Origin of the sequence: Litorimonas sp., assembly GCA_029936425.1 — a bacterium.
GTDB lineage: Bacteria > Pseudomonadota > Alphaproteobacteria > Caulobacterales > Maricaulaceae > Litorimonas.
The window spans coordinates 43,003-55,491 of record JAPYSU010000009.1; the positions used below are offsets into that span (position 1 = coordinate 43,003).

A 12,489-nucleotide genomic window follows, 5' to 3' on the forward strand; every position below is an offset into this window, starting at 1 on the left:
GTTTTATTTTGCCTGACGCTAGGCTTAGCCAGCCATTTTCCGGGGTTCGTTCAGCCAGTTTTCCATCTTTTGAAGCAGAACATCCAGTTTGTAAGGCTTCGCCAGAAAATCATCCATTCCTGCTCTCAAAAATTTGTCCCGGTGATCATCTGACGCATGGGCGGATAAAGCGATGATCGGTGTTGCCTCCCGGGTTGTCTCCGTTTCAAACTTCCGGATAAGACGGGCGGCCTCTGTGCCGTCCATGACGGGCATGGAAATGTCCATTAAGACAAGATCGTAATCATTTCTCTGAAACATCTCAAAAGCAATCTCGCCGTTTACGGCAAAATCCAGAGCGTAACCTTTTGGATCGAGGCTCCGCTTCAGAACCTGTATATTGATGTCATTATCCTCGGCGATGAGAATGCGGCTATTGGACAGGACAGGGAGTGTCTCAGCTTCGGGCCGCTCATATATTTTTGTCGGTTTGGAAAACCCGTCTGCTTTCGGGCCGTCTGTCTCACGCTCCACCACACGGAGAATGGCCTGTTTGAGTGCGGCGGATCGAACCGGTTTAACGAGATAGCGGGACACATTCTGGTCTAGGAACGCCGTTTTCGTCTCTGTCGTATCTACAGAAGACAGCACAATAACGGGTATATCTTTCAAGACCGCCTGTTTTTGCAAAGCCCGCACAAATTGAAGGCCGTCGATATCGGGCATTTGATAATCACAGATAATGAAATCAAACGGCGTTTTATTTTTGATGGCTTCGACCAGCAGCCTCACCGCGGTTTTAGGGCCTTCCGCAGTGCTGACCTGCATGGAAAGCCGGGAAAGCTCCGAAGCCACAATGCGCCGGTTCACCTCTATATCGTCCACTATCAGAGCGCGGATATTGGAAAAGTCCTTCTGCGTATCAGAAGCGGGCGCGGCCTTTTCCTGGCCAGCGGAAAATGGCAATTTAATTGTAAAAGAAAATGTACTGCCTTTTCCGTAAACCGAGCTGACCTCTATATTGCCGCCCATTAATTCGACCATTTTCCGCGAAATGGCCAAACCCAATCCCGTACCGCCAAAATTCCGCGTTGTAGAGCCGTCCGCCTGTTCAAATTCGTTGAAAATTTTATTTAATTTATCTTCTTCAATGCCGATCCCTGTGTCCCGGACCGAAAAGTCCATGACGGCTTTGTCGCCTTCCACGCGGGAGTCGACATCGGCAATCACATAGCCTTTTTCCGTAAACTTGATCGCATTTCCGACCAGATTAATGAGAACCTGCCGCAATCGACCGACATCGCCAATCAAGGTCACAGGGGCGGCCTCTTTGACATTGACGATCAGCTCTATGCCCTTTTTATTTGCAGTTGAGCCGAGAAGAGCGGCGACATCCTCAACCGCTTCACGCAATTGGAACGGCGCTTCATCCAGTGAAAATTTACCGGCTTCGATTTTTGAAAAATCGAGAATATCATTGATAATGGTCAGAAGCGCGTCGCCGGAGCGCTGAATGACTTCAACCAATTCCGACTGTTCTTCGGAGAGAGATGTGCCGGATAGAACCTGTGTCATGCCGAGCACCCCGTTCATCGGCGTCCGGATCTCATGACTCATATTCGCCAGAAATTCAGATTTGACGCGCGCGGCCTCAACCGCTTTTTGCTGCGCGATCATCAGATCCTGTTCCCGGTTTTTAAGCTCGGTAATATCTGTAAGCACGCCAATCAGGAAAGGATCGCCCTGAGCATCTTCATAATAGGATTTAACGGATTCCACCCAGCGCACTTCGCCCTGGCTATTTGTGGTCTGCTCAATATTGGTATTGGATTCTTTTGACTTAAAGAGATCATTGTCTTTGTCCCAGAAAATTTGGGCCTGATCCGGCGGAGAGACATCAAAATCCGATTTCCCCAGAAGATACTCACGGGAATACCCCAGGAGCTCGCAAAAGGCTGTATTGACCTCGACCCAGACATGGTCTTTGTCTTTTACATAGACCGGGTTCGGCAATAGATTTATCACATCAATCAGAAAATCGATGTTTTTGCTGTCCCCGGCGAGCTTATCCACATTCGTAGAAATAAGAATCCCCTTATTTTTCGCCCCTCTTAACGGTAAAGGCGTGTGAAAGAGGTTAACAAATGGGGATTAAAGGCAAATTATTTCGTCAGTCTTCATTTCGGCTATCTTTATACCGCGCCAAGGCCCTTTCGCGGGCCATTTTATGTTCAACAAGCGGCTTGGGGTAAGTTTTGCCGAGAGTAACCCCGGCTTTTTCAAGAACGTCTTTCGGCGCCTCCCAAGGCGTTTGAATATATTTATTCGGCAGGTCTTTTAATTCCGGCACGAATTTCCGAACGTAATCGCCCTCTTCGTCAAATTTCTCGCCTTGGCCAAACGGATTGAAAATCCGGAAATAAGGCGCAGCGTCCGCACCGCTGCCGGCCACCCATTGCCAGCTGGCAGAGTTCGCGGCCGGATCCGCTTCGAGTAAAGTGTCCCAGAACCAGTCCTCTCCGTCGCGCCAGTCAATCAGCAAATGTTTGATGAGAAAGCTTGCCACGACCATTCGGACACGGTTGTGCATCCAGCCCGTCTGCCAAAGCTCACGCATACCCGCATCGACGAAGGGATAGCCTGTTTCGCCTTTCGTCCAAGCCTCAAAAGATTTTTTATCTGTTCGCCATTCAAAGTTATCGAAATCGGGTTTGTAGTTTTTCTCGGCAAGTTCGGGGTTGTGATAGAGAAGCACATAGGAAAATTCCCGCCAGCCAATTTCGGAGAGAAACTTATCGGCGTCGTGTTTTCCGTCCCGCGCGGCCTGCCAGATTTGTCTCGGCGAAATTTCTCCGGCCGCGAGATGCGGAGATAAGCGTGAGGTTCCCGTTGTGTTGGACGGAATGTTTCGGGCATCCGCATAGTCTTTAACTGGCCCGTCGAGGAAAGATTTTAGGCGACTCATCGCGCCGTCTTCCCCGGGATTCCAATCGGCCATCACTTTATCGTCCCAGTCCAGCTTATCCGGCAGGAGCTCCAACTCGTCCGTCGCAAGACTTTTCTTGAACGGCGTCAGAGACTTGGGCGCCTCTAGCGGCGGGTTGGCCGACATGCGCGGCCCGACAATCTGGCTGGCCGCGCGCCAATAGGGCGTGAACACCTTATAATAGCCGCCGGACTGAGTTTCGACTTCCCATGGCTCCGTCAGGAGCGAGCCATTAAACGAGTCTACCTCCAATTCACGGTCTTTTAGCGACGCCTTGATGTTGGAATCGCGCTCTATGCCGTCCGCTTCATATCGGCGGTTCCAGAAAACGGCTTTGGCGCCGCTCTGTTCGATGACATCGTCCAGCACCGCTTCGGCGGGTCCTTCGCGGAGCAAGAGCTTTCCGCCCTTTTCTTCGATGGATTTAGAAAGTGATTTCAAACTGTGATGCAGCCAGACATTTTTAGCCGCGCCGTAAGGGCGCTCCAAATCTGTTTCATAGATATAAAGCAGAATGAGAGGCCGCCCCGTTTCAACCGCGGCCGTAAGAGCCGGATTATCCGCCAGGCGGAGATCGCGGCGAAACCACATAATGGCCGGGGCGTTAGAAGTCTTCTCTTGGGTCATAAACATCCTCTCTCAAGGCTGTTTACGTCTGACCTCCACAATCGTGTCGAAAATTTTCAGTTTTTCTGAGAAAAAGAGGGAGAAAATAAACTCTCCCTCACGACGACTATCGACGGTCGCGGCGATTACTATCTTCGCGCAAAATAAACAGGCGCGGATCAAGACGGGCATTATAGCTCAGATTAGACAGCACAACGCGTGTCTGACCGCCAAAATCATCGGTAATTATCCATTCTTTCAAGGCGAGGTTTTGCGCATCGAAAACCATGGTTATCGCGCCGTCCATTTCGCCTGACCCGTCTCTGGCGGTAACGCTCCAATTAGTGGCATTCTTTTGCAAGGCGACAACTTGCGCGTCATTGGCCAGATTCAAATTCTCCTTGAGAAAATAGGACAGAGGCGTCGCCGAAAGCGGCACGCGGTCATAAGTCTGCAAATCCTTGTCATGCTGCACCAACATGCCGTTATCGGCCACAATCAAGAGCGGATTAGGCGCGTCATATTCAAATCGCAGATTTTCCGGGCGGCTGAGATAGACTTTCCCTGTCGCGACGCTGCCGTCCGGAGAGAATTGCTTGAAATCACCGCTAAATGTGGCGGTCGCATTCATCGCCCCATCAATACGGGCCAAATCGGCGCGGACACTTGACGGGTCGGTAAAGGCGGCCTGACCTGTCTGTTGCGCCGCTTGCGCGGAATTACCAGCCTGGTAAGTTTGCGCCAGACTGAGTCCAGCCATACCAGACGCAGCCAGAGTAGCTGTCGCGGCCATTAAAAACAGTTTTTTCATCTCACGACTCCATAGGGATCGGGTTTATTTCCTGTCTCTATAGGATGGTAGAGGTAAATCCAGCCTGAACACCCCGCTCAAATACATTACAAATGGGTGAGGTTAATCTTCCAACTGGATGGTCTTTTCCGGCCGCGCGCCGAAATGGGAAATCACTTCCGCCGCCGCGAGAGAGCCAAGATATCCCGCTTTGTCCCAGGACAGGCCTTTGGCGCGGCCTGCCAGAACCCCGGCCGCATATTGATCCCCGGCCCCGGTCGTGTCGACGACTTTGGCCACTGGCGCGGCCGGAATATCATAACGTTTGCCGCTATCTATAATCAAAGAGCCTTTTTCGCTCCGCGTTACGCACAAGGTGAGACCATCGCGCGCAAAGGCTTTTATGGCGGTCTCAAGATCATCGGCTTCGGCCAGGGCCATCATTTCATCTTCATTGGCAAAGAGGATATTCACATGATGATCCACGAGTTGTGCAAAGCTGGCGCGGTGACGCCCCACACAAAAACTGTCAGAGAGGGTGAGCGCCACAAGACGATCATTGGCCTGCGCGATTTCCGCCGCTTTGACAAATCCGGCTTTGGCAGACTCGTCATCAAACAAATAGCCTTCCATATAAATGGTGCCGGCGCGCTTGATTTCCGCTTCATTGATATCTTCCATACCAAATTCGGTATTTGTGCCGAGGCATGTGCTCATGGTTCTTTGGCCGTCCGGCGTCACGGCAATGAGGCATTGCCCGCTCGGCGTGCCAGTTGTGGAAGGGGTGGAGGAAAAATGCAGCCCGGCCTCGCGGTAGCCTTCGGCGAGGCGCGTGCCAACTCCGTCTTGGCCGATTTTCGCCAGATAGGCGGCTTTGACGCCCATTTTGGCGATGCCGACAACCGTATTTCCGGCTGAACCACCGGCAATTTCACGAGGGGTTTCAGAGGCGTTCTGAAACGCGCCGCCCAAGACTTTTACGCGGTCATTATCGATCAAGGCCATGCTGCCCTTCTCTAGGCCATGTTCGGATAAAAAGGCGTCGTCAACGGGGACAAGAATGTCCATCAAAGCGTTGCCGATACCCAAAACATCAAAATTAGTGCTCACGGTTTAAATCCTTCCGGTCGTTCCTATATGGCAATATTAGAAAAGGCTTATATTGGTAGCAGAGCGCTATCGGATTGGGCTGCATTATTCAATTCCTGTTTAGGATTTTTACCATGAGCCAAAACTCATCGCCTGACTCCGGTGTCGAGACACCGACAAACCCGCCGCGGGTGGCTATACTCGTCTCTGACAATATGATGCCGGGGGCGGATAACCTTCGCAGCGACCAGTTTGAGCTACAAGAACAAGTGGGAAAGTTAAAGCCGGCCTTTAAAGCCGAAGGCATTGAGCTTGAGCTTGTCCGCTGGCGCGGCGCCTCCGAGCGCGCTGAAGAATTTGACGCCGTTTTGCCTCTTTTTGTCTGGGATTACTTTGAGGGCAATGAGGACGAGTTTCTGTCGGAAATGGCCAAGATTGACGCCCGAACCAAATTATATAACGGCTTTGATGTTCTGAAATGGAATTCGGATAAAAGCTATCTTGAGGGGCTATCCCGCGAAGGCGCCCCTGTCATTCGTACGCTCCATGTCGAGCGCGCAACAGAACGGGCTGTGAACGCCGCATTTGAAACACTTGAAACGGACACGCTCGTCATCAAGCCTCAAATCGGCGGCGGCGCCTGGCGGCAGGCACTTTACAAAAAGGGCGATCCCTTTCCGTCCAAAGACAGCCTGCCCCCAGGCGCCGCCATGATACAGGCTTTCCTGCCGAGCGTTCAGACCGAAGGCGAATACAGCTTTCTCTATTTTGGCGGAAAGTTTTCTCATGCCGTTCTCAAAAAACCCAAATCGGGCGATTACCGCATCCAGTCCATGTATGGCGGCAGCGAAGACGCCTATATTCCGACAAGCCAGGAACGGGAAACCACGCGGAATATTCTGAACAATCTTGATTTCACGCCGCTTTACGCGCGAATTGACCTGCTTCGCGGAGAAGATGACAATCTGAAATTAATCGAACTCGAAATGATAGAACCTTATCTCTATCTTTCCCTCGCCGAAGGCGAAGGCGGAGACAATAAAGGCGCAAAAACCCTCGCGGCGGCTCTGGCTAAGAGGTTAAAACGCGCCTAACCCTCTTTCCCTTCACTATATCATAGTTTGGGCAGCTCTGTATAATTATCCCTAGGTCAAAGAATTTGGAGAGGCCCTATGAGCGTGGATTTAGAGACCGATTATGTGATTATCGGTAGCGGCGCGATCGGTATGGCTTTTGCCGACGAGCTGCTCCTCCAAACAGACGCGGATATTGTCATTATTGATCGTTTTGCCAAGCCGGGCGGGCATTGGAACAGCGCCTATCCCTTTGTCACCCTGCATCAACCTTCTAATTTTTACGGGGTCAGCTCCAAGGAATTGAGCCAGGGCCTGAAAGATCAAGTCGGCTGGAATAAAGGGCTCGGGGATTTAGCCTCCGGCCAGGCCATTCTCGCCTATTTCGAAGACGTAATGCGCCACACTTTTTTGCCCAGCGGTCGGGTGCGATATTATCCGCTTTGCTCTGTCGACGGAGAGATTGACACAGACGAGACCCAGAACGGGCGGATCGAGTTTCGCCACCATCTAAATGGGACGCGATTTACGGTAAAGGCCAAAAAGGTCGTGGATGCGACCTATCTGAAGACAACGGTGCCTTCGACCCACAAACCGAATTTCACTTTGGAGCCATCCATATGTTTTATGCCGCTCAATGATCTGCCTAAAATTACGCAGCCTCCGGAAGGCTTTATTGTTATTGGCGGCGGAAAAACGGGGATTGATGCCGTTTTATGGCTCTTGGAAAATCAGGTCGACCCGGACAAAATCACCTGGATAAAATCCCGCGACGGCTGGCTGCTCAATCGCGAAAACACCCAGCCTGCAGAAGAGTTTTTCTTCAACACGATGGGGGCGCAGGCCACTCAGTTCGAGGCCATTGCCGGGGCCAAGGACATGGACGACATGTTTGACCGCCTCGAAGCCGGAGGATATTTCCTCCGGCTTGATCCTGCGGTGCGGCCTACCATGTTTCACGGCGCAACGGTGAGCCCAGCCGAATTAAATGAGCTTCGGAAATTAAAAAATATCGTGCGCCTCGGACGGGTAGAACATATCGGCCTTTCGGAAATTACCTTGTCCCGGGGCCACATTCCGACAAGCCCAAAGCATGTTCATATTGACTGCTCCGCCTCGGCCATTTCCAACCTCGAAGAAAAACCCATTTTCAAAGGACATTTAATTACGCCGCAAACCGTGCGGTCTTATCAACCTGTATTCAGCGCCGCCTTCATCGCCATGATCGAGGCAAATTACGAGACGGAAGCCGAGAAAAATAAATATTGCGGCGTCGTGCCCTTGCCCAATAGCGAAGCCGATTATATGCGCCTGACGGCGGCGTTCATGATGAACCAATATCTTTGGGGACAAACGCCGCAAATCCGCGACTGGCTTTTACAAAACCGTCTGGACGGGTTTTCCAAAATGGTCGCAAATATTGGTGCGGAAGAGATAGAGAAAAAGAAAGTCATGAAACGCCTGCGTGATAATGCCATGCCCGCCGCCATGAAACTCAATCAATTTATCGCGGCGCTTTGAGTCTTGTATTTATTCCGGGTGAGCGTTGCCGCCGCGACCCCTGATAATATCAGCGCCGAAGCCGCCGCAAATCTAAATGTCAAAGGTTCCGCGACGAAAAAGACGCCGCCAAGGGCGGCAATGGCCGGAACGCTTAATTGGGCAATGCTTGCGCGGGTAACGGTTATGTCTTTCAGGACATGATACCAGAGCGCGTAGCCGAGAGCCGAGGTCACCGCCCCGGACGCAATCGCCAATGCCCAGCCCTTGGCGGTCGGCAAGGCCTCGGGCAGAACCCATAAGGCCGGGCCGCTAATCAAAATTAGAACCGCGCCCGCCCGGAGAAAATTTCCGGAGGTTCGGGCGGTGGGACGGCCTGCGCCCTTTCCCAATATGGAGTAAATTCCCCAGCCTATGCCGGAGCCCGCCATTAGGAACGCTCCTGTCAAAGAAGGCGCTTCTATTCCCGGACTTAAAAGATAAATCAGCCCCGCAATCGCCAGGATAAAGCCTGCCCACTGCCACCCACTGAGTCTTTCTCCCTTTGAGAAGCCGTATCCCAGCATGGTCAGCTGCACGGCGGCAAAGAGAATAAGCGCCCCCGTTCCGGTCGCGAGCAGAAGATACGCAAAGGAAAAGAACACCGCGTAAAGCAGGAGCGACCCTGCCCCGGCCCATGTGCCTTCCGAAACGCTGTCTTTTACGCCCGTCAGGCAAAGTAAAACGGCCGCCCCGGACACAATCCGGATGAGCGTATAACTCCACGCGCCAATGTCGCCGTCGACCAGAGCCAGCCGTCCGAGAACGGAATTGGCTGCAAAGGCGATGAGGGTCAGAACCGTTAGTCCAAAAATGATGAGCGCGCGCGGCATCCCGCTTCTCTATCAGAGCTTTCCGCGTGCCTCATCTTTTATTGCTCTTAAATTTACAAAGCCCCAATGGCGTGGCAGTCTGGGATAAGTGGCGGAACGGTTTAACAAATGTCCGCGTTAAAGTTTAGATTCCAGAGACTATCGAGAAATGAGTGAGTGTGGCTGAAAATTACATAAAACCTTTTCAGCCGCTTGGTGATTATGACTGGCCGAGCACGCCCGTAGATCACAATCTGGACAAGCTGAAAGAGATACTGAAAAAGCGTGTCTTCAGGCGTAATGATAAAGACGGGATAGATTTGGACAGGCTCGACCCCGCCGAGACGCGTCTTTTGGACGACATTGCCGCCCCGCCCGCCAATCACCCTTTGATGAAAGATCTTGATATTACGCTCTCCGAATGGATTGAATCAGACCCCCCGCCTGAAACCATAAAAACCATCATATTTCCGCCCTGTGACCGTGAAAGCTTTCTCAAAGCCTGGGCTGAAAAAAATAGTTACGCCGTTCTGGAAGTTGCAGAATTTGACCGGAAAATGAGTAAGTCACCCTCTAGGATCGGAGACTTATTTGAGACTGAATTGCTGGTCATTCCCCGGCTTGAGGACTGGTTCCGCCGATCTGAAACCCATCTTTCCAGTCTTCGCCTGCTTTTATCCGCGCTGGAAACTTATCCGCAAAAAGTGGTTGTCGGATGTAATAGCTGGGCCTGGCAATTTCTTCGAAAATCCTGCGAAATCGATTCCATTTGTGTTAACCCGATGACCTTTCAGGCCTTTGACGCCGAGCGATTGAGCCATTGGCTGGAAGAGCTTTCCGGGGGAATGAAAGGCCGGGATCTGAAATTCAAATCGGCAAAAAGCGGAGATGACGCGTTCGACTTGAAATCCGGCGCAGAATCAAAAACTGAGTTTATGTCGGATCTGGCCAGTCAAAGCCTCGGCATTCCCTGGGTAGCCTGGAATATGTGGCGCGCCAGCCTGCGGGTGAGTTCGGAAAAAGAGCAATCTATTTCAAAATCCCAAAAAGACGAGAGCCAGCTTCAAACGCTCTGGATTTCTGAATTGAAAAGCTTTTCCTTACCCAAACATCAGGATCAACGAGCTTTACTGGTCCTGCAGACCCTCTTGATTCATAATGGCCTCAACCGCGACGATATTGATCTGACAGTGCCAAACAGCCATTATTCAAATGTTCTTCCGGCCCTGATTAACGCCGGCCTGGTGGAGAAGGTGGACGGTATCTATCACTGCGTCCCCGCTGCCTATCCGTCGATCCGAGACGGGCTAAGAAGCGCCGGATATCCGATGGACGTGTTATAATGCAAGTGACCGAAACCCAGGAAAAAGCCGCCCAGCTCCTCAATGACTTTCAGGACATTAGCTTTCTGAAAATCGTATTTATTCTGGGGGCGAGCGTATTTCTTATTTGGCTTATCCGCCGCATGCTGCCCTATCTCGCTAATCGGGGGCCGAGCCAGTTACGGCTCTATATTTTGGGCGCAGTGCCTATTCTTCGCCTCACCATAATTCTGGCGGCGATACTCTGGATCATCCCTCTCATATTCAACATAACGGTTCAGAACTTCTTTGTGATTGCTGGCGCGGCCAGTGTCGCGATTGGTTTTGCATTCAAGGATTATGTCAGCGGGCTGATTGCCGGTTTTGTGGCTATATTTGAACGTCCTTACGGCCCGGGGGACTGGGTCGAAATAGACGGGGATTACGGCGAAGTTGTCTCCGTCGGGATGCGGGCTATCCGCCTCCGAACGGCGGCAGATGATGTGATAACCGTCTCTCATGACCGTATCTGGTCACAGAATATTTCCAATTCCAATACGGGTTCGCAAACCCTGATGTGTATTGCCCATTTCTATCTGGAGCCAAATCATGACGCCGTTCAAATGCGTAAAATTCTAACGGATGTCGGTCTGACCAGCGCTTATCTGAATTACAAAAAACCCTGTTTTGTTATCGTCAAACAGATGGAATACGGGACGCATTATCAGCTGAAGGCCTATCCCTTTGACCTTCGCGATCAATTCATGTTTATCAGTGATATGACCGAACGGGGCAAAGCGGCGCTGGCCCGCGCGGGCGCGCAGGAACTTTCACTTGCGCTCAACACGCTTCCCCGTAACGCCGCGAACGGGGCTTAAAAGGAGAATGAAATGAAAAAATTAATTCTAGGCTGCGCCGCCGCGCCCCTGATTTTTGCCGCAAACGCTTTGGCTCAGAACGACGCCCCGACCCGGCAGGACCGCGCTCTGGCGGCCGGGTACAAAGCCATGTTTACCTGTTCGGCGACCTTTAACGGCGGCAAAACCCCGGAACAGATCGCGCAGGACGAATTAAATAATATTTACGGCGATTACAGCGCCGCCATGGCGGAGGTCCCGGAGGCCGAAATCGACGCGGCCAAGCAAATGGTCAGCGTCTCTTTTGCAGACGACATGCCGCCCCGCCTTTCTGTGTGGAGAGAGCATTTGGGATGCACCGCTTTGCCGCAAGGCGCGACATTTGAAGAGGCAAAACATTTACCCCGTGTGAAATTAAAAGCGCCCAAAATTGATCCGGCCGAGCTGGCCTGGCCGATGGGCGACCGCCTCCCGAACGCGCCTCTGCCGTCAGGAATTAAATCTGAAGACTTAGACGCAGCGGTCGAGAAAGCGTTCCAATCCGGCTTTGGCGGCGCGACCTCTGCTGTGCTGATTGTGCAAAACGGACGGATCATTGCGGAAAAATATAAGGACGGATTTGATAAAGACACCTCCCAGCGCACTTGGTCAGTCGCCAAATCCATTGCCGCCTCTGTCATCGGCGCGGCGCAGCAGGACGGAATACTTGATGTCAAAGACAAGGCGGGGCTTGAGGCCTGGTCGCGCAAGGGAGACCCCCGCGCGGAAATAACCGTTGAGAACCTTCTGCAAATGGCCAGCGGGCTGAATAGCGACCCGGCAGGAAACCGCACAGATAATGTTTATTTCGGCGGCGGTCTGGTCGTTCAGAACGCGTCGAAAAATCCGCTTGAAGCGCCGCCCGGCGCGCGGTGGCGCTACGCCAATAATGATACCATGCTCGCCATGCGGTCGCTGCGCGAAGCTATGGGAAATGATAAGAAATATTTTGCTTATCCTTTCAAAGCGCTGTTTCATAAAATCGGAATGTATGACACAAATCCGGAAATGGATTGGGGCGGAGATTTTGTCATGTCCAGTCAGGTCTGGACCACGGCGCGCGATCTGGCCCGTCTCGGCACGCTTTATTTGAATGACGGCGTATGGGAGGGCGAGCGCGTCCTGCCCGAAGGCTGGGCCAATTACGTCGCGGCGCCCGCCCCGGCGCAACCCGAAAATCGTTTGGGGGAACTGGCAAGCGAGCCGGGGCGCGGCTACGGCGTACAGTTCTGGCGGTATGAAAACTATCCCGGCGTGCCAAACGATACCTATGCCGCGCTCGGCAATCGCGGGCAGTTTTTAATTATTATTCCCTCCCGCCAAACGGTCATTGTCCGGCGCGGTTATGATTGGAGAGGAAATTATTTCGACGGGCCCGCTTTTACGGCGGCCATCCTGGAAACGCTGGAATAGCGGCT

The 12,489-nt window shown here is 52.3% G+C and carries 10 protein-coding genes; 5 read left to right on the forward strand and 5 right to left on the reverse strand.

Annotated elements, in window-relative coordinates:
* Positions 1–24: 24 nt before the first annotated feature.
* The 4 genes from ACN0IC_RS09565 to ACN0IC_RS09580 form a co-directional block, all read right to left on the reverse strand.
* Positions 25–2,052 carry a response regulator gene (locus tag ACN0IC_RS09565; protein ID WP_416878555.1) on the reverse strand — a complete coding sequence of 676 codons (2,028 nt, stop codon included), beginning with the start codon at positions 2,050–2,052 and terminating at the stop codon, positions 25–27.
* A 97-nt stretch (positions 2,053–2,149) separates the two neighbouring features.
* Positions 2,150–3,592 carry a cryptochrome/photolyase family protein gene (locus ACN0IC_RS09570; RefSeq protein ID WP_416878556.1) on the reverse strand — a complete coding sequence of 481 codons (1,443 nt, stop codon included), beginning with the start codon at positions 3,590–3,592 and terminating at the stop codon, positions 2,150–2,152.
* 106 nt (positions 3,593–3,698) lie between these two features.
* On the reverse strand, positions 3,699–4,382 hold the full coding sequence (locus tag ACN0IC_RS09575) for a LolA family protein (RefSeq protein ID WP_416878557.1): 684 nt from the start codon (positions 4,380–4,382) through the stop codon (positions 3,699–3,701).
* Positions 4,383–4,484: 102 nt separating this feature from the next.
* The gene (locus tag ACN0IC_RS09580; RefSeq protein WP_416878558.1) at positions 4,485–5,471 is read right to left on the reverse strand and encodes an adenosine kinase; all 987 of its coding nucleotides are present in this window, start codon (positions 5,469–5,471) and stop codon (positions 4,485–4,487) included.
* 113 nt (positions 5,472–5,584) lie between these two features.
* Between ACN0IC_RS09580 and ACN0IC_RS09585 the strand changes: the two genes are divergently transcribed.
* Together ACN0IC_RS09585 and ACN0IC_RS09590 are read left to right on the forward strand one after the other, a co-directional pair.
* On the forward strand, positions 5,585–6,544 hold the full coding sequence (locus tag ACN0IC_RS09585) for an ATP-grasp domain-containing protein (RefSeq protein ID WP_416878559.1): 960 nt from the start codon (positions 5,585–5,587) through the stop codon (positions 6,542–6,544).
* Positions 6,545–6,622: 78 nt separating this feature from the next.
* Positions 6,623–8,044 carry an NAD(P)/FAD-dependent oxidoreductase gene (locus ACN0IC_RS09590; protein ID WP_416878560.1) on the forward strand — a complete coding sequence of 474 codons (1,422 nt, stop codon included), beginning with the start codon at positions 6,623–6,625 and terminating at the stop codon, positions 8,042–8,044.
* Here the strand turns inward: ACN0IC_RS09590 and ACN0IC_RS09595 are convergent.
* The gene (locus ACN0IC_RS09595; protein WP_416878561.1) at positions 8,023–8,895 is read right to left on the reverse strand and encodes a DMT family transporter; all 873 of its coding nucleotides are present in this window, start codon (positions 8,893–8,895) and stop codon (positions 8,023–8,025) included. The genes ACN0IC_RS09590 and ACN0IC_RS09595 overlap by 22 nt on opposite strands.
* Positions 8,896–9,047: 152 nt before the next feature.
* On the opposite strand from ACN0IC_RS09595, the gene ACN0IC_RS09600 reads away from it, so the two are divergent.
* Genes ACN0IC_RS09600 through ACN0IC_RS09610 form a run of 3 tightly spaced genes read left to right on the forward strand, consistent with a single transcriptional unit; the run spans position 9,048 to position 12,484 of the window.
* Positions 9,048–10,217, forward strand: coding sequence for a hypothetical protein (locus ACN0IC_RS09600; protein ID WP_416878562.1), 1,170 nt, complete (start codon positions 9,048–9,050; stop codon positions 10,215–10,217).
* A complete protein-coding gene (locus tag ACN0IC_RS09605) occupies positions 10,217–11,053 on the forward strand; it encodes a mechanosensitive ion channel family protein (RefSeq protein WP_416878563.1) in 837 nt (278 codons plus the stop codon). Before ACN0IC_RS09600 ends, ACN0IC_RS09605 begins: the two co-directional genes overlap by 1 nt.
* A gap of 12 nt (positions 11,054–11,065) precedes the next feature.
* Entirely contained in the window at positions 11,066–12,484 is a 1,419-nt protein-coding gene (locus ACN0IC_RS09610; protein WP_416878564.1) for a serine hydrolase domain-containing protein, read from the forward strand.
* The last annotated feature ends 5 nt before the right edge of the window (positions 12,485–12,489 follow it).